Here is a 15,614-nt window from a genome sequence, read left to right on the forward strand (position 1 = left end):
GGCGTCAACTGGCCAAGGGGGCACGGACGATGGACCGGTACGGGACACGGCGGCTGCGGGCCGCTCTCCTCGCACTCACCGCGGCGGGCGGCCTGCTCCTCACGGGATGCGGGGCGGGCGGCTCGGGCGACGACAGCAGCACGGACCGGGCGAACGGCGCGACCGCCGTCCCGGCCCCCGAGTACAGCCGGGGGAGCGGCGAACCGGACGACGAGTCCCGCGACACCGCCCCCGACCACCTCTCCACCTTCGCCCTCGACGTCGACACCGCGTCCTACGGTTACGCCCGCCGCACCCTCGCCGACGGACAGCGCCCCGAACCCTCGACGATCCGCCCCGAGGAGTTCGTCAACAGCTTCCGCCAGGACTACGAGCGTCCCGACGGCAACGGCTTCACGGTGACCGTCGACGGCGCCCGCACCGACGAAAGGAACTGGTCCCTGGTCCGCGTGGGCCTGGCCACCCGGAACGCGGACGGGCAGAGCGGCGAACGCCCGCCGGCCGCCCTCACCTTCGTCATCGACATCTCCGGCTCCATGTCCGAACCCGGCCGACTCGACCTCGCCCAGGAGTCCCTCGGCGTGATGACGGACCGGCTGCGCGACGACGACTCGGTGGCGATCGTCACCTTCAGCGACAGGGCCGAGACCGTCCTGCCGATGACCCGCCTCGACGGCAACCGCGACAAGATCCACGACGCGATCGACGGCCTGGAGCCCACCTTCTCCACCAACCTCGGCGCGGGCGTCGAGACCGGCTACGCCACCGCCGTCAAGGGCCTGCGTGAGGGCGCCACCAACCGGGTCGTCCTGGTCTCCGACGCCCTCGCCAACGACGGCGACACCGACCCCGACACCATCCTCGACCGCATCGACGGCGCCCGCCGCGAACACGGCATCACCCTCTTCGGCGTCGGAGTGGGCAGCGACTACGGCGACGCCCTGATGGAACGCCTCGCCGACAAGGGCGACGGCCACACCACGTACGTCTCGGACGAGAAGGACGCCCGCGAGGTCTTCTGCGAGCAGCTCCCGCAGAACATCGACCTCACCGCCCGCGACGCCAAGGCCCAGGTCGCTTTCGACCCGGAGACGGTCACCGACTTCCGGCTCGTCGGCTACGACAACCGCCGCGTCGCCGACGACGACTTCCGCGACGACCGCGTCGACGGCGGCGAGGTCGGCCCCGGTCACACCGTCACCGCCCTCTACGCCGTCCGCACCCGACCGGGCGCGGACGGCCACCTCGCCACCGCCACCGTCCGCTGGCAGGACCCCGAGACCCGCACCCCGCACGAGGAGTCGGGCCAGCTGGAGTCGGACACCCTCGCCGACTCCCTGGGCAGCGCGCGCCCGCGCCTCCAGGTCACCGCGGTGGCCGCCTACTTCGCCGACGCCCTCCGCCGGGGCGACGACCCCTGGAGCCCCCTGCCGGGAGCTCCACGCCTGAGCGAACTGGCCGACCGGGCGGACACGTTGGCGGACATCACGGAGGACCGGGCGGTACGACAGCTCGCTGACACCATCCGGCAGGCGAAGCACCTCGAGTGACCGTCCCGCCGGGCAGCCCGCCGGGATCACCCCTGGCGGGCGCCCGCGCTCGGACGAGAGCGCCGGTACAGCACCGCGCCGGCGCTCAGGAGGGCCAGGCTCGCCACGCTCGGCACCCAGAGGTCGTCCGCTCCGGTCTCCGCGAGCGCGGCCACCGCTTCCTGCTGTACGACGGCGGGGGACCCGTCCGGCGCCTGGTGCCCCTTGGCCCGGTGCGACGGCTGGTGAGGGACCCGCGGCGTGGACGGTACGGACCGGTCCTCGGTCTCGTTGGGACGGTCGACCGGGCCGTTGACCGACTCGTTGCCGAAGGCGGGATTGCCGATACCCACCAGGTTCGCGCTGTTGCCGGTGAGGTTCACGGGCAGATCAACCGGAAGCTGGACGTTGTTGCCGGAGACGACACCCGGCGAGTCGTGGGCGCTGCCCTCGGCCGCGGCCCCGCCCGGAGCCGCGGACTTCTTGTCGCCCCCGTGTTCGCCGTCCTCGTTGGCGCAGCGGTTGCCCATGGCGGGGTTGAGGAGCCCGACCACGTTCAGGGTGTTGCCGCACACGTTCACCGGGACGTGCACGGGCAACTGGACGTTGTTGCCGGAGAGCACCCCGGGCGAGCCCTCTGCGGAGCTGTCAGCGGTGGAGTCGGCCTGCACTGGCCCCGCGACTGCCATCGCACCAGAGGCGACGGCGACGGCGATCACACTGTTTCGGATAGCCCGTTTCATGGGTCCCTGCCCTTCAGACATGTCGCGGGCACTCACCCGCACTCGGTGAAACATGCGTGAAACCACGGAAGTAATGGTTTTTCAGTCTTTTGCCCGGAACGGGGTTGTGTGCGTACACCAGTTGGGGCCCGTTCGCACGGCAGTGCCGCTTCACGGAAAAACCCTCGCCCCGCACCGAGAGCGTCTCGGCGCAGGGGAGGGTCAAGGCCGCCTGCAGGGCGGTGGAGTCCGTCAGAACGCCTGGTTGTCGCAACCCATGTCCGAACCGAGGTGGTTCTGCTGCGCACCGGGGTTGCCCTCGCCGTTCAGCAGGTTGCCCGCCAGGCCGGTCAGGGCGCCGACGCTGCCGAGCACCTCGATGTTCATGTCGTGCGAGCGGCATTCGATGCCCTGCGCGATGTCGAAGTCATTGCCCGGCTCACCGTGTGCCACGGCGGCGCCGGCGCCGAAGGAGCCGACACTGCCGAGGATGGCGCCCACGAGGACTGCCTTGTGGAACGTGCGCATGGGGTACTCCATTTCGAGCGGATGGGGTCTGCAAGAGATCGAGCTGGGAGGGGGTGGACGAGGCTCGGGCGACCGTCAGCCGAGTCGGGGAAGCCCCAGTTGGCCGACGGGAGGCGCCGCGAGCTGTCCGAGGCCGACCGGAGCCAGCTGCGGCGCGCCCGCCGACGCGAGCTGCGGGTTGATGAGCGGGTTCACCTGCGGGTTGACCTGCGGGTTCACCTGAGGGGTGACAGTCGGCGGCGGCTCTGGCGCGAAGGTCTGCGGGACGGCCAACTGGGGGGCGACCTGCGGCATGACCTGCGGCACGACCTGGGGCTGTACGGGTGTGGCCGGTGCGGGCTGCGCGGGTGCCGCCTGCTGCGCGTACGGCGAGGCGGAGGCCTGTGCCGATCCCTGCGACGAGGCGGCGGCGTAGCTGGCGTGCTGCGGCGCCTGCTGGTAGACGGGCGCCGGAGCGGGCTGCGGTGCCTGCTGGTAGACCGGTGCCGGTGCCGGTGCCGGTGCCGGTGCGGGTGCGGGTGCGGGTGCGGGCGCGGCCTGCGGTGCCGGCTGGTACGCCGGCGCCGGGGCAGCTTGCGGTGCCTGCTGGTAGGCGGGTGCGGGCGCGGCCTGAGGTGCCGACTGGTAGGCGGGCGCCGGGGCGGCCTGCGGAGCCGGGTTGTCGGGAGCCGGCGCCGGCGGGGGAGTGATGGGAGAGTCGGCATGGCTGATGCCGGTGCCCATGGCGGACAGACCGCTGGCCGCTGCTACTAGGAGCACGGCCTTGTGAAGCTTGCGCATGAAACTCTCGGCCCTTCATACCTGAAATAGGGAAGTCCATTGCATTGAGTGCGGTCACGCGTGCAGCCGGTGCGCTGCTCCCAACTGCACGGTCAGCAACGGTGATCCCGAGTGGCACGCGGACTTCGCATCAAAGCCGGCAGCGACTCGACTCACCCATTTCAGGTCCACGACCGCTGCCCTCTCCCGGTTGGAACGAGGACGCCTGGCCGGGGTCACGGAATCCCGCGGCCCGTCACCCGTTTGCCGCGTGGGGGGCGCGTGTCGCCGCCCGTACGCCGTATGCGGCAAATGGGTGACCACGCCCCGGCGCCCGTATCTGCGTCTCTTCTCGTGTCGTTCCCCACGGGGCAAGGACGTTGGTCCATCGCAGCCACTCAGGGCAGTGCGAACAGCTGCAACTGCGCTGCCGTATCAGCGTTTCCCCAGATTTTCGTGCACAGGTCAATGAAGGGCCGAGAATTCCATGCGCAAGCTCCAGCAAATCGCGTTCGTCGTCGCAGCGGCCGGCGGACTGGCCGCCGTCGGGGCAGGATCGAGCTCAGCAGTCACTCCCTCCTTGAACGGGGCTGTGCCGCCTCCCGTTTCGCAGCCGGACGCCCAGGCCACCACGGCCACGTCCGCTCAGGCGACCACGCAGAGCTATGGCTCGCCGACCGTTCAGCAGCCGGCCCCGGCCCCGGCCGCGCAGCGCGGCACCCAGGTTGCACCGCAGCTCAACCCTCAGCTCAACCCGCAGATCAACCCTCAACTCTCCTCCCCGGCCCCGCAGACGGCGCAGACGGCGCGGCCAGTGCAGGGTGTCGCGCCGGCTCAGAACAACCTGTTCCGGCCGGCCCAGGAGTGCAGCCCGCAGTCCCTGCTCGACGCGAACGTCCCGGTCGCGGTGCTCGCCGCCTCCCAGACCCGGGGCATCGAATGCACCCAGGCCAACAGCCAGTCGAATGCCCTCTCCAGCGCCCTCGCCAACGCGCGCTAGCTCTTCGCACGCGATACGACTTTCGGGTGCTTTCGCTCCGAGGACACGAAATCGGCGCGCCTCTGACCGTTTTGGGATACTTCGCACTAATCTCCTGTAACTGTAAGGAGTCGATCTGGCACAGATCGCACCCATTCACTCTCACCGGAGATGACATGCGCAAGCTTCGCAACGTTGCCGTCCTGGTCGTTGCCCTCGGCAGCATCGGCCTCGTGGGTGGCACCGCCCACGCCGACGGTCATGGAGGGAAGGACGGCGGGGACAAGTTCAAGATCTCGCAGAGCTCCAGCTGCCGCTCGCACGACCTGAACCTTGACGTCCTCGGCGAGGTCGGCATCCTCAACGGCCTGCTGGGCAACGGCCTCAACGGCGAGGGCAACCCGGGTGCTCAGGCCACCGACATCGGCTCCACGATGGGCTGCAACAACAGCGCCTTCTGAGGCACTTCCCGGCGCTCAGGCGCCGAACACCGCGAATGGTCCCGGCGCAGGGCCGGGACCATTCGCGTGCCGCCAGGCATGCCAGGCGGCGAAGGTTCCCTTCGACCTTCATGACCGCACTGATGTCGATCAACACGGATCGCGTCCACCTCACTTCACCGGAGATGACATGCGCAAGCTCCGCACGGCTGCCGTCCTCCTCGCCGCATTCGGGAGCATCGGCCTCCTGGGTGCCGGCACCGCCCACGCCGACCAGGGTGGGCGCAAGGGCGGTGGCGACGCTTTCGATATCATGCAGACCAGCAAGTGCACGTCGCACGACACCAACGTCGACATCCTCGGCGAGGTCGGCATCGGCAACGGCCTCGGCGGCAACCTCCTGAACGGCGAGGGCAACCCGGGCGCCCAGCAGACGTCCCTGGGCTCGAGCATGGGCTGCGACAACACGGTCGGCAAGTAAGACACAGTCTTTCCCCGGTGCCCCCGAATCGCTGACGGGGCACCGGGGATTTTCGTTGCGTCGGCAGCACTTTCCCAAAGACCACTTCCCCAAAAACCGAAATGCCGGGCCGGGAATCATCCCGGCCCGGCATTTCGCCGTCATGCTCAGAACTCGATGTGCGGCTTCTTGAACTGCTTGGGCAGAGGGGCGGTGTTGGAGCACTCCACGACCGGTCCGACGCTCGTGGACCCGCCGTCGAGCATCTTGTCCTGCCAGTCCACCACGTTCGGCCGGTCTGCTGTCGAGCAGGCCTGCTTCTGCTCGACGATATGCGCGTCATCCTTGTCGATCTGCGTCTCACTCTTGCGAATGCAGACGGTGTCACCCTGCGCGGTGATCGCGCAGTTGCCGTCGTCCGCGTAGGCGTATGGGGCGCCGAGGCAGATCGCGGCGAGACCTGTGATGAGCCCCGAGACGGCGGCGATCTTCTGCGCAGTGAACATGTGCGGTATTCCTTTACGACGGAGGCCCGAGCGCACATGCCGTCAACCGGTGTGCACTCGAGCCCGAGAAGGTCGAAACAGACGGCCGCAGCCCGGACGCGTGCCCTGATCGAGCGGCGCGTCCGGGCTGCATTCGCCACGGGGATTCACTCAGCACACCGTTGAACCCGCTGAAGCGGTGCGGGACCGAGACGTTGAGTTCGTGCAATGTGCGTCAGGCTTCCCAAGAACGGTGGTTCGTTCGTTGTGGCGCGGTGCGGATGGGCTTGCGGCGCGGTTCCTACTCTTCGCCGTGCTGCTCCTCCGGCTGGGCCTCGGGCTGGGCCTCGGGCTGAGCCTCCGGCTGGGCCTCGGGCTGCTGCTGCTCCTCCGGCTGACCCTCAGGCTGGGCTTCCGGCTGGCCCTCGGGCTGGGCCTGCGGCAGGGTGTAGTAGTCGCCCCCGAAGGCGACGGCGTTGGCCGACGAGTTGGCCACGGCGCTGATCGGCGGAGGCGCTTCGCCGTTGTCACCGGCGAAACCGACGCCGGCACCGATGGTGGACAGCCCCGCAATCGCTGCCGCTACGACTGCAGCACGCTGAAACATACGCATGGTTGACCCTTTCTCACCCGGGCAGGACCGCCCGGCTTGGCTACTCAATGTGAGCATATACACACACTGTGTAGCTATCGAGGATCTACGTTCCCCATGTCGCGTCGTCGGTTTGTGAGGCTCAGCCCAACAGGCCGTTCTCCTCCGGTGCGGTGCCGACCGCGTCAGGCGCGGTCAATGCCGGGGCGGCGCAGGTCACCTCGGGGCCCAGCCGCGCCCTGCCGTTGCCAAGGGCGGCGGGCAGTGTCACGGGCTCGACCGGCTTGCAGGTCTCCTGGTGGGGGATGACGCCGTCTTCGGGGATCACTCCCGTGATCCGCTGGGTGCAGGTGAAACCGAACAGGTCGCGCGTGCAGTTTCCCGGGCCCGCCGCGGCTTGCGCCTGGGTGATGCCGACGCAGGTCATGAGGAGGCCCCCGGTCAACACCGAAAGGGCCGCGATCTTCCTTCTGTTGAACATCTGATGCGTTGTCCTTTGTGGGGGTGCCTGCCGGGTTCAGCCCTGGAAGGCGGTGTTGAACTGGCTGCAGGTGGTGTCCGTGGTGGTCGCGAGGCCGAGCACGCCGATCGGGACGTTGTTCTCGGCCACCGTCTGCGGACTGCATTCCTGGTAGGGGCGGTAGAGGTTGTTCACCTGCAGCCCCCCGTCGGAGGTGTCGGCGGCGGCGGTGCCGGCACCGGCGGCGGACAGGCCGCCGGCCGCCACTGCTGCTGCGATCACGACCTGCTGAATCTTGCGCATGGAACACCTCGTTCGTCGCTCGGACGTCACAGCTGATTGCCTAGCGTGACTGAACGAATACTAGCAGTAGTCATAGGAGGCACTCGCACGCAACAGGCGTGTTCCTGAGGGGGATACACCCCGCACCATCACCGGGTTGACGCCAACTGCCCGCCCGGGGAAACGGGTTGCCGAGGGGGACGGGGCAACGCGGTTGAAGCAAAAGCCAGTCGTGTCAGGTGAACACCGGCTCTGCGACCCGCAGGCGACCATGTGCGGGCACGGAGACGATCACATCCCGCAGTCCTTCGGCGTACCGCCGCACGTTCTTGCGGGCGACCTCGGTGTCCGGGTAGCGACAGGCGAACCACAGGCCCTCGTGCAGCCGGTTGACCCAGGCGCACACCTGGTCGCCGTACGACACCCGGATCAGCCCGTACGCCCTCTGCTCCGCCCAGCGGGCCGAGCCGGGAATGAGGCGGGCGTCAACGTACGAGACCATCGAGTACATGTCGGGTGACGTCGGACGGAAGTCCGTGCCGAGCAGACGCAGTACACGGGCCAGCGGAATGCGCGCCAGCGAACGGTTGGCCCGCAACTCGGCGCGGACCGCGACGAGTGCTCCCTCGAAGTCCCGGGCCGCGGGCACCTCGATCGGGGCGCCGCCGACATACCAGCCCACGGAATCCGACCACGCCGACTTCAGCCGGGTGTGGAACGGCACGACCGTGCGGTAGACCGGCTGTCCGCCGAGTTCGTGGACGATGAGGCTGGTCGCCGCCAGGATGCCCACCAGGCTGCCGCCGTAGGGACGGCAGTACTCCTCGAACGCGGCGGCGGCGCTCGCGTCGACGAGCGGCTCGCACAGCAGCTTCTGGGCGGGCAGCACCCCACCGGGCTGCACACCGAGGTCGACGGGGAACTCCGGGAGCCTTCCGTCGCACCGGCCCACGAACTCCCGCCAGCGCGCGACGATCGCGTGGGTGTCGTCGATCCCGTCCGCGTTCGCCCGCTCCTGCTCGCAGAAGTCGACGTAACTTCCCACCGGCGTACCGACGACGGGCCGTCCCGTGACGCCGGCCATGTACAGCTCGCTGATCTCCTCCGGGATGCGCTGCAGGGAGTAGGCGTCGACATTGGTGTGGTCGAAGGCCATGTACACACTGACGGAGTCCTCGCGAACGACCGCCGCGTACATGAGATTCGGCCAACCCAGTGCGTCCGCCGCGATGTCGAACCGGCCCTGGAGGTAACTGACCAGTGCCTCCGGGTCGGTGAAGTCACCGACCACCTCACGTTGCAGCGACACGTCCCTCGCGTCGAGCGTGAAGCGCTGCATGTCGTCCCCGGCCCACCTGAATCCGCTGCGCAGCGTCTCGTGCCGCAGAGTCCAGTCCCGCAGAGCCCCTTCCAGCGCACCGAGGTCCACACGGCCCGGCAGGTCGAAGGCCGCTCCGAGCCATGTCGGCACGAACAGACCGTCCTCACGCACCGACCGCGCTGTCCTGACGTGCGACTCCTGGATGTACGCCGGCGGCCGCGGATCCGGTGGCAGCACCGCCGCAGCCGCGACGGTCGCCGCACTGACCGTCCACTCGACGAGCTGTCCCGGCCGGGCCTCGCAGCGCTGCATGTCAGAAATTCGCACGGGGGGTCTCCTTCGCAGAAGTCACCAGCTTGATCAAGAGGCCGCCGTGTGGCAGCAGTGGCTGCCGTGTCGCCGTCATTTCAGCAACACGTGTGACACCTCGAACGACGAAGCGATCCTTGGGCGATGACACGCTCGGCTCAACGGCCGTACACCAGGATGAGTCGAACAGGTGCGACAACGGCCCGACTTGGGCCCGCGTGTCGCACAACCGGCTCGGATGGCAAGCGGGTTGGCAACCTTCCCCCGCACCCCTCCGGTCGAGGGCGCACGAAGGGCGAGGCCACCCATCGGTTCGGTGGCCCCGCCCTTCCGTCGATGTCAGCCCTCGCCGTTCTGGGACAGGACCGACACGTCCTCCAGCAGGTGCGCCAGCGCGCCGTCGCGCTTGACGTTCGAGGAGTTCTCGGCGCACTGCTGCTGCATGTGGTCGGACAGGATCGGAACGTCCTGGATCGCGCCACCGATGGCCCCGTTGACCGAGGCCGGAATGTCGTTCACGGCGACGCACGGCTTGTTGAAAGAGCCCTGGATGAGAGCGATCTGCGGGCTCATCTTCCCGTACGTGGTCGAGTTGCCGAAGGCCTGCCATCCCGCGTTGCCGTTCGTGACGCTCGGGCCCTGGTCGTTCCCGACCGCCAGTGCCTGCGGTGCCGCGGCAGCGGAGGCGCCCAAGGCGGAAGCGGCGACAGCCGCAGTGGCGACAAACTTCTTGATCACTGGCCAACCCTTTCGGAGGAAACGTCTGCGCGGGAGCGCTCTGGCTCAACTGCATTGGCGCAGCATGGTTTCTCCCGTTCACTCCGTCGGCCCATACCGAGGACACCCGGCGAGCGTCATCGGCCCTGGTGATCAGATGTCCGGCATTTCATGCGGGCCAACCGGGTGAATCCCCGAAACCAATTCGGGAGGGTCCGGTTGATGAGGCCGTAGGACATGCGTCGCTACGACGAAAGGAACGCGAAGTGCTCAAGAAGGCAATGGTCGCCGCGGCGGCTGCCGCTTCTGTCATTGGCATGTCGGTGGCGGCCGCGCCCCAGGCGCTTGCCATCGGCGACGACAAGGGACCGACCGTGGCCAACGGCAACGGCACCTCGTCGAAGTTCGGCAACTCGGTGACCAAGGGCACTATGAGCCCGCAGCTCTCGCTGGTGCAGGGCTCGCTCAACAAGCCCTGCCTGGGCGTCCAGGACACCGACGTCGCGGTCGACGGGTTCATCGGCGGCGCCATCCAGGACATCCCCGTTCTCTCGGACCACCTGCAGCAGCAGTGCACCGAGAACTCCACGAACAGCAAGCGGGACGGCGCGCTCTCGCACGTCCTGGAGGACGTGTCGGTCCTGTCGGCGAACAGCGAGAAGTGAGCCGCCCCGCAAGGTGAGGGCGTCGGCGGCTGTGTAGCTCTTTCGGCGGTACGGCGGCGGTATTGTGCGGCCCATCCGAGTGAATTTCGGAGTGTCGCACGTTGATTTTCCCTTCTTCGGTCAATTTCTCGTGTGCAGGCTGCTGGTCATGGTGCGAGCCGTACGGCTGTGCTCGCGCGGTTTCGGCCGTCAATGAGGCATGACCGCAGAGAAGGGAAAGTTCATGAAGAAGACCGCTGCTGTCGTTGCGGGCGTGATCATGGCTCTGGGTGCGGCTACTCCGGCCTTTGCTGACGCGGAGGCCCAGGGTGTCGCCGCAGGTTCCGGAGGATTCCTCTCCGGCAACGTGGTCCAGGTTCCCATTCACGCGGCCATCAATGTGTGTGGCAATTCCGTGAACGTTGGCGGGATCTTGAACCCGGCGTTCGGCAATGTGTGCGTGAACGGCTGACGTCGTTCCGCACCAGCCGTACGGCTGTGTCATGGCCGGCCTTGGACATCCTTGTCCGCTCCAAGGCCGGCTTTCCCATTTCTTCAAGCAGGAAGACGATCAAGAGTGCGACAGACCCTGAGCAGGGGAATGTTCGCGGCCGCTGCCGCGACGAGCGTTCTGTCCCTGTGCGGCAGTCCCGCCCTGGCGGATTCGCAGGCGAACGGGACCGCCGTGGACTCGCCGGGTGTGGTGTCCGGCAACGACGTGCAGGTCCCGGTCGACGTGCCGTTGAACCTGTGCGGCAACACGGTCGACGTGATCGCCGCACTCAACCCCGTTTTCGGCAACGCCTGCGCGGCGCGGGACGAGGACGGCAAGGACGACTCCGCATACGGCTCGGGTCATGACCACGATGAGGACGCGCAGGGCGGGACCGAGGGTTCGCCCGGCGCCGGCTCAGGCAACGATGTGCGGGTCCCGGTCGAGGTGCCGCTGAACGTGTGCGGCGACAGCGTCGGCCTGGCCACCCTACTCGACCCCGTCTTCGGCAACGCCTGCGCCGAGGACACCTCGGACGGATACGGCGACACCCCTGCGACGACTCCTCCGTCCACCCCGCCGCCCGGCGGGAAGAGCACGCCTCCCCCCGCCGACCGCGACCACGTGCCCCCCTCGTACCCCGGAGACGACCGGCCCGCTCTGGCGGAGACCGGCAGCGAGGCCCTGATGGGGGCATCGGCCGCGAGCGCCGCACTGATCGCGGCCGGAGCCGTCCTGTACCGGCGAAGCCGAGCAGCGTCCCGTCGATGACCCGTGGGGGGGTGCCGGCCGGGCACGCCCGGCATCCTCCCCACGGACGGTTGAGGTCAGGGCCGCACGGCGGGCGCCGCCCCGCGCTGTCCCCGGCTGCTGGGCGCCGGGATCGTTCCGCCGGGTGTGCCCGTGCGCAGGTGACGACGCACTCCGCCGACGAGCGTGCTCGCCGTGAAGGTCGCCCCGTGCACGAAGCGCATGGCCGGGCCGAAGCCGGACGCCGTCACCAGGCCAGCGAGGAACAGCCCCGGACAAGAGGACTCGAAGTCCCGCCCGACCTGCGGCGCGCCGTCGGCCACCGTCGCCAGGGAGCCGCGCAGTTCGTCGGAGAGCAGCCGCAGCCGCTCTCCCGTCGCGCGGAAGCCCGTGGCGGCGATGACATGCTCGGTCTCCAGGGAGCGCAGGGCCCGCCGCGACCCCGACGGTTGCGATCCGCCCCCGCCGCTCACGACATCCAGCCGCACCCCGCCACGCACCGGACGGGCCGCCGCCACCTCGTGGCCGAGCTGCACCTCGACCACCGGCTCGATCCGGTCCCGCAGCCACCAGGCTCCGGCCGGCCCCAGCGCCGTGGCGCAGATCCGCGTCCGCCTCGCCTCGGGAAGCCGGTAGAAGAGGCCCGGGCGTTCGGAGTAGAACCAGTTGCGCCAGCCGGGGCCGAGGCCGCTGTGAGGGGCGCGCGCCCTCTGCCACCAGGGGCGTTGCCAGGGCGGCGGCACGTCGTTCCACTGCAACTGGTCGGCGCGCGCCAGGACCCGTACCCGTGTGCCCTGTTCGGCGAGGAGGGCCGCCGTCTCCAGGGCCGCCTGGCCGCCGCCGATCACGGTGACGTCCCGGTCGCGGAAGCGGGCGAGGTCGTCGTGATGGCTGCTGTGCGACACCAGGGAGTCGGGCAGCGTGCGCAGGGCGGTCGGCAGCTCCACGAAGGGCATCACACCGACCGCCAGTGCGACCGTGCGGGCGTGCAGGGTCTCGCCGTCCTCGGTGACCGCCTCGAAGCCGCCCGGGCAGGGGGCGATCCGCGTGATCGTGCGCTCGTCCACCTCCGGTACCGCGTTCCGGGCGAACCACTGGCCGTACGCGGCGAACATCTCCACCGGGATCGGCTCCCCGTGCTCGGCTGCCACGCCCTGGCCCGCGCAGTACGCGTCCAGCCGCAGACGGCCCGCCGGGTCCGACAGGTTGGACGCCCACGGCTCCGACTTGAGGAACATCCCTCGCGGCATGTGGTCACGCCACGAGGCCATGGGGCGGCCGAACACCCGTAGCCGCAGTCCGGCGGCTGCGGCATGGGACGCGATGGACAGACCGTACGGGCCCGCGCCCACCACCAGGAGGTCGTACATCAGCAGCTGCTCACTTTCTTGTCGTCGGACACCTCGTCGGGGAGCGCGTTGGCGAGGGCGGGGGAGCGGTAGGGCGTGGCGGGGGAGGGCGGTGGCACGGACACGGTGGCCCCGACCAGGCGTCCGGTTCCGGCTCCGGCCGGCCGCCGCAGTCGCTCCCGCACGCGGCGGGACACATGGCGTGCCCACAGCCCCCGCATCTCCCGGCCCGGCGCCCGGTCGTCCTCCGCGTGCCAGGCCAGCTCACGTCCGTCGGGGGCGGGACGCAGCAGGGTGAGCGGGGAGTAGTTCTCCACCACGAAGGCGCGCCCCGGCAGCGGCGAACCATCCGGCAGCGGACGGTGGGTCAGGTCCAGGTGCAGGGCCCGTACGACGTCCAGGTCCGCGCTGTCGGCGAAGAGCCGGAACTGGGCACCGGGGCGCGGGTTGAAGTCGAGTAGGTGGTAGGCGCCGGTCGTGCCGCAGCGGCGGAAGTCGAGATCGAGGATTCCGCGGTAGCCCAGTGCGCCGGTGAGCCGCTCGGCGAGCGCCTGCACGTCCGGGTTCGGCCGCCAGCGCCCCACCGCGGTCAGGCCCGCCGCGCGCGGCCAGGACCGTTCCTTCACACCGGGGCCGCCGCCGATCACCGCGCCCGTGCGGGCGGCGTACCCGTGGAAGAACCAGTCGCGGTCCGGGCCCGAGGGCAGGAACGCCTGCAACAGCAGCCGGCTGCCCGCCTCCTCGGTGCGCAGGTACAGCTCGTGCGCCTCCTGCGGGCTGCGCACCACGACCGTGCTGCGCAGCCCGCCGGTCGTCGGCAGCAGCCAGGGGCGGCTCCACTTCGCCACCACCGGAAGGCCCAGCCGCCAGGCCGCGGCGGCGGCCTCGCCGGCGCCGGACGGGATCACCGTCTCCGGATGCGGGATGTCCGCGGCCGCGCACACCGCCGCCAGTTCGGCCTTGTCGGCCACCCGCTCGGGCAGCGCCGGGGGCTGCTGCGGCAGGAGGTAGGAGGGGGCCAGCTCCTCGCGCAGCCGGCCGACCGCGACCGCGCTCGCGTCGTCCATCGGGATCAGGACGGCGGGGCTGTCGATCCGGGCGGCCACCTGACGCAGTACGACAGCGATGTCGGCGGGGGACGCGCCGGGCGGCGGCGCGGGGTGCAACTGCCGTACGAAACGGGACGCGCGGACCGGGCTTCCCGCGCAGTCGGCGACCAGGTGCACCTCCACACCCGCCCGGCCCAGTGAACGCACGGCACCGAGCGTTCCGTGGTGAAAGGGATTCGGGTCGATCCGCAGCAGTACTGCGGGGACCCGGCTGTCGAACGGCGACACGGCATCGTCCTTCGGTTGTTTCACTCGTGCGGGCGATCGGAGCACACGAAAGCCGTAAGCACGGTGGCGGAATTCATATTGATATGACTGAGTGTCAGGTAAGGGAAAAGCCCGAGGGCGCGGAAAAGAGAGCGAAAGCGAAATTCCGAGCGTGGAGAGAGGAGCAGGCATGGCCCCACAGCATCGACGGACCCGGTCCGGGCGGTTGGCCGTCGTCGCGGCGTCGGTCGTCGCGACGACGGCACTGGCGTCCGGTCCAGGATTCGCCGCGGGTGCGGGGGTGGCGCGGATCGCCGGTCCTCCCGCTCCGACACCCGCCGCCACACCGGTCCCCGTGGCCCCGGCCCTGCCCGAGCAGCCGAAGGTGACCCCGCCGCCCCTCCCGGCGCCGGCGTGGCCCGGAAAGCATGCTCCCGCGTTCGGCGCCTATCTCGACTACGGCCCCAATGGCGTGGCCCGCATGCTCGACCTCAGCCGCTGGCTGGGCGGCGCCGAACTGCGCGTCGGCCACACCTATCTGCCCGGCGACCGCTGGAGCAACATCGAGGGCGCCCCCGGCTTCCTCGACGCGTGGGCGCGCTGGCGCACCGGGCGGGACGACCGGATGTTCGTCCTCAACGTCCCCATGCTGGAGCGCAACGAGGAGCAGGTCTCCGACGCCGAGGTGCGGCTGCTGTTGCGTCAGGGCGCCGCCGGCCGTTTCGACCGTCACTTCCGCGCCCTGGCCGAACGGCTGGTGCGGCTGAAGGTGCCGGACACGGTGATCGTGCTCGGCTGGGAGATGAACGGCACCACGTACACCCATCGCTGCGGGCCCGACCCGGAGGCCTGGAAGACGTACTGGAACAGGATCGTCACGACCATGCGTGCGGTGCCGGGGCAGAAGTTCCGGTTCGACTTCGCGCCGTCCCGGGGGCGGGACGCCGTGCCCTGGACGCGGTGTTATCCCGGGGACGACTCGGTCGACATCGTTGGCATGGATTCCTACGACCAGCCGTCCGGGATGACGTTCGACGAACAGGTGAATGAGCCCTACGGCCTTCGGGCGCAGGTGAATTTCGCCAAGGCCCACGGCAAGCCCGTCTCCTATCCGGAATGGGGACTGTTCCGCAACGGGGACAACGCCGAGTACATGCGGCGCATGCTCGGCTGGATGAACGAGCACAAGCCGCTCTACAACACGCTGACCGACTACTGCCCGCACGGTGTGTGGCAGTGCCCGGACAACCCGCGGGCGGCAGAGATCTACCGGTCCCTCCTCTCCGGCACCATCACCGCCCCCACGGAGCCGGCCGAGCCCACCGACCCCGTCACGGAGCCGGCCGAGCCCACCGCACCCGTCGGCCCGACGAGTCCGCCCGACTGCTCTCCGGTGGATCTGGGCGACTGGGTCGAGTACTGGCTCGGCGGGAAGCTGTGCCTGCGCTTCGACTGGTTGCCGCGCAACCGGTAGCGCGG

General features: G+C 69.7%; 19 protein-coding genes. 8 read left to right on the plus strand and 11 right to left on the minus strand.

The window, feature by feature from the left end:
* Positions 1-29: 29 nt before the first annotated feature.
* Complete coding sequence (locus M2157_RS30685; RefSeq protein ID WP_280866807.1) at positions 30-1,550, plus strand: VWA domain-containing protein; 1,521 nt, start codon at positions 30-32, stop codon at positions 1,548-1,550.
* Positions 1,551-1,576: 26 nt separating this feature from the next.
* Here M2157_RS30685 and M2157_RS30690 read toward each other — a convergent pair whose 3' ends face one another.
* The 3 genes from M2157_RS30690 to M2157_RS30700 form a co-directional block, all read right to left on the minus strand.
* Positions 1,577-2,272: a chaplin gene (locus M2157_RS30690; RefSeq protein ID WP_280866808.1), complete on the minus strand. Its 696-nt coding sequence runs from the start codon at positions 2,270-2,272 to the stop codon at positions 1,577-1,579.
* A gap of 231 nt (positions 2,273-2,503) precedes the next feature.
* Positions 2,504-2,779, minus strand: coding sequence for a hypothetical protein (locus M2157_RS30695; RefSeq protein ID WP_280857733.1), 276 nt, complete (start codon positions 2,777-2,779; stop codon positions 2,504-2,506).
* A gap of 75 nt (positions 2,780-2,854) precedes the next feature.
* On the minus strand, positions 2,855-3,559 hold the full coding sequence (locus M2157_RS30700) for a hypothetical protein (protein WP_280866809.1): 705 nt from the start codon (positions 3,557-3,559) through the stop codon (positions 2,855-2,857).
* A gap of 466 nt (positions 3,560-4,025) precedes the next feature.
* Here M2157_RS30700 and M2157_RS30705 point away from each other — a divergent pair, with 466 nt between their 5' ends.
* The 3 genes from M2157_RS30705 to M2157_RS30715 all read left to right on the plus strand — a co-directional run bounded on the left by M2157_RS30705 (position 4,026) and on the right by M2157_RS30715 (position 5,438).
* Positions 4,026-4,538: a hypothetical protein gene (locus M2157_RS30705; RefSeq protein ID WP_280857731.1), complete on the plus strand. Its 513-nt coding sequence runs from the start codon at positions 4,026-4,028 to the stop codon at positions 4,536-4,538.
* Between the two features lie 155 nt (positions 4,539-4,693).
* The gene (locus tag M2157_RS30710) at positions 4,694-4,978 is read left to right on the plus strand and encodes a hypothetical protein (RefSeq protein ID WP_280857730.1); all 285 of its coding nucleotides are present in this window, start codon (positions 4,694-4,696) and stop codon (positions 4,976-4,978) included.
* A gap of 169 nt (positions 4,979-5,147) precedes the next feature.
* Positions 5,148-5,438: a hypothetical protein gene (locus M2157_RS30715; RefSeq protein ID WP_280866810.1), complete on the plus strand. Its 291-nt coding sequence runs from the start codon at positions 5,148-5,150 to the stop codon at positions 5,436-5,438.
* Positions 5,439-5,584: 146 nt separating this feature from the next.
* Here M2157_RS30715 and M2157_RS30720 read toward each other — a convergent pair whose 3' ends face one another.
* The 6 genes from M2157_RS30720 to M2157_RS30745 all read right to left on the minus strand — a co-directional run bounded on the left by M2157_RS30720 (position 5,585) and on the right by M2157_RS30745 (position 9,604).
* Positions 5,585-5,923, minus strand: a complete 339-nt coding sequence (locus tag M2157_RS30720) for a hypothetical protein (RefSeq protein ID WP_280857728.1) — start codon at positions 5,921-5,923, stop codon at positions 5,585-5,587.
* A gap of 280 nt (positions 5,924-6,203) precedes the next feature.
* Positions 6,204-6,515 (minus strand): hypothetical protein, encoded by a 312-nt coding sequence (locus tag M2157_RS30725; protein ID WP_280866811.1) that lies wholly within the window; start codon positions 6,513-6,515, stop codon positions 6,204-6,206.
* A gap of 121 nt (positions 6,516-6,636) precedes the next feature.
* The gene (locus tag M2157_RS30730) at positions 6,637-6,975 is read right to left on the minus strand and encodes a hypothetical protein (protein ID WP_280866812.1); all 339 of its coding nucleotides are present in this window, start codon (positions 6,973-6,975) and stop codon (positions 6,637-6,639) included.
* A gap of 36 nt (positions 6,976-7,011) precedes the next feature.
* Positions 7,012-7,257, minus strand: coding sequence for a hypothetical protein (locus M2157_RS30735; RefSeq protein ID WP_280857725.1), 246 nt, complete (start codon positions 7,255-7,257; stop codon positions 7,012-7,014).
* Between the two features lie 214 nt (positions 7,258-7,471).
* On the minus strand, positions 7,472-8,884 hold the full coding sequence (locus M2157_RS30740; protein WP_280866813.1) for a condensation domain-containing protein: 1,413 nt from the start codon (positions 8,882-8,884) through the stop codon (positions 7,472-7,474).
* 321 nt (positions 8,885-9,205) lie between these two features.
* Positions 9,206-9,604 (minus strand): rodlin, encoded by a 399-nt coding sequence (locus M2157_RS30745; protein ID WP_280857723.1) that lies wholly within the window; start codon positions 9,602-9,604, stop codon positions 9,206-9,208.
* Between the two features lie 245 nt (positions 9,605-9,849).
* Between M2157_RS30745 and M2157_RS30750 the strand changes: the two genes are divergently transcribed.
* From M2157_RS30750 to M2157_RS30760, 3 genes are all read left to right on the plus strand, one after another.
* Positions 9,850-10,248 (plus strand): rodlin, encoded by a 399-nt coding sequence (locus M2157_RS30750; RefSeq protein WP_280857722.1) that lies wholly within the window; start codon positions 9,850-9,852, stop codon positions 10,246-10,248.
* A 199-nt stretch (positions 10,249-10,447) separates the two neighbouring features.
* Complete coding sequence (locus M2157_RS30755; RefSeq protein WP_280857721.1) at positions 10,448-10,699, plus strand: chaplin; 252 nt, start codon at positions 10,448-10,450, stop codon at positions 10,697-10,699.
* Positions 10,700-10,804: 105 nt separating this feature from the next.
* Complete coding sequence (locus M2157_RS30760) at positions 10,805-11,491, plus strand: chaplin (RefSeq protein ID WP_280866814.1); 687 nt, start codon at positions 10,805-10,807, stop codon at positions 11,489-11,491.
* A gap of 56 nt (positions 11,492-11,547) precedes the next feature.
* On the opposite strand, the gene M2157_RS30765 is transcribed toward M2157_RS30760, so the two are convergent.
* Together M2157_RS30765 and M2157_RS30770 are read right to left on the minus strand one after the other, a co-directional pair.
* Entirely contained in the window at positions 11,548-12,840 is a 1,293-nt protein-coding gene (locus M2157_RS30765; RefSeq protein WP_280857719.1) for an NAD(P)-binding domain-containing protein, read from the minus strand.
* Positions 12,840-14,156 (minus strand): ATP-grasp domain-containing protein, encoded by a 1,317-nt coding sequence (locus M2157_RS30770; RefSeq protein WP_280857718.1) that lies wholly within the window; start codon positions 14,154-14,156, stop codon positions 12,840-12,842. The genes M2157_RS30765 and M2157_RS30770 overlap by 1 nt, the downstream gene beginning before the upstream one ends.
* 169 nt (positions 14,157-14,325) lie before the next feature.
* Here M2157_RS30770 and M2157_RS30775 point away from each other — a divergent pair, with 169 nt between their 5' ends.
* Positions 14,326-15,609, plus strand: a complete 1,284-nt coding sequence (locus M2157_RS30775; protein ID WP_280866815.1) for a glycosyl hydrolase — start codon at positions 14,326-14,328, stop codon at positions 15,607-15,609.
* The last annotated feature ends 5 nt before the right edge of the window (positions 15,610-15,614 follow it).

The sequence above is a fragment of the Streptomyces sp. SAI-127 genome (assembly GCF_029894425.1).
Lineage (GTDB): Bacteria > Actinomycetota > Actinomycetes > Streptomycetales > Streptomycetaceae > Streptomyces.

Coding starts and splice junctions, on each gene's coding strand:
- M2157_RS30705 (WP_280857731.1), top strand. CDS start 4,026: ATGCGCAAGCTCCAGCAAATCGCGTTCGTCGTCGCAGCGGCCGGCGGA.
- M2157_RS30730 (WP_280866812.1), bottom strand. CDS start 6,975: ATGTTCAACAGAAGGAAGATCGCGGCCCTTTCGGTGTTGACCGGGGGC.
- M2157_RS30700 (WP_280866809.1), bottom strand. CDS start 3,559: ATGCGCAAGCTTCACAAGGCCGTGCTCCTAGTAGCAGCGGCCAGCGGT.
- M2157_RS30695 (WP_280857733.1), bottom strand. CDS start 2,779: ATGCGCACGTTCCACAAGGCAGTCCTCGTGGGCGCCATCCTCGGCAGT.
- M2157_RS30775 (WP_280866815.1), top strand. CDS start 14,326: ATGGCCCCACAGCATCGACGGACCCGGTCCGGGCGGTTGGCCGTCGTC.
- M2157_RS30735 (WP_280857725.1), bottom strand. CDS start 7,257: ATGCGCAAGATTCAGCAGGTCGTGATCGCAGCAGCAGTGGCGGCCGGC.
- M2157_RS30725 (WP_280866811.1), bottom strand. CDS start 6,515: ATGCGTATGTTTCAGCGTGCTGCAGTCGTAGCGGCAGCGATTGCGGGG.
- M2157_RS30755 (WP_280857721.1), top strand. CDS start 10,448: ATGACCGCAGAGAAGGGAAAGTTCATGAAGAAGACCGCTGCTGTCGTT.
- M2157_RS30710 (WP_280857730.1), top strand. CDS start 4,694: ATGCGCAAGCTTCGCAACGTTGCCGTCCTGGTCGTTGCCCTCGGCAGC.
- M2157_RS30720 (WP_280857728.1), bottom strand. CDS start 5,923: ATGTTCACTGCGCAGAAGATCGCCGCCGTCTCGGGGCTCATCACAGGT.
- M2157_RS30715 (WP_280866810.1), top strand. CDS start 5,148: ATGCGCAAGCTCCGCACGGCTGCCGTCCTCCTCGCCGCATTCGGGAGC.
- M2157_RS30685 (WP_280866807.1), top strand. CDS start 30: ATGGACCGGTACGGGACACGGCGGCTGCGGGCCGCTCTCCTCGCACTC.
- M2157_RS30765 (WP_280857719.1), bottom strand. CDS start 12,840: ATGTACGACCTCCTGGTGGTGGGCGCGGGCCCGTACGGTCTGTCCATC.
- M2157_RS30690 (WP_280866808.1), bottom strand. CDS start 2,272: ATGAAACGGGCTATCCGAAACAGTGTGATCGCCGTCGCCGTCGCCTCT.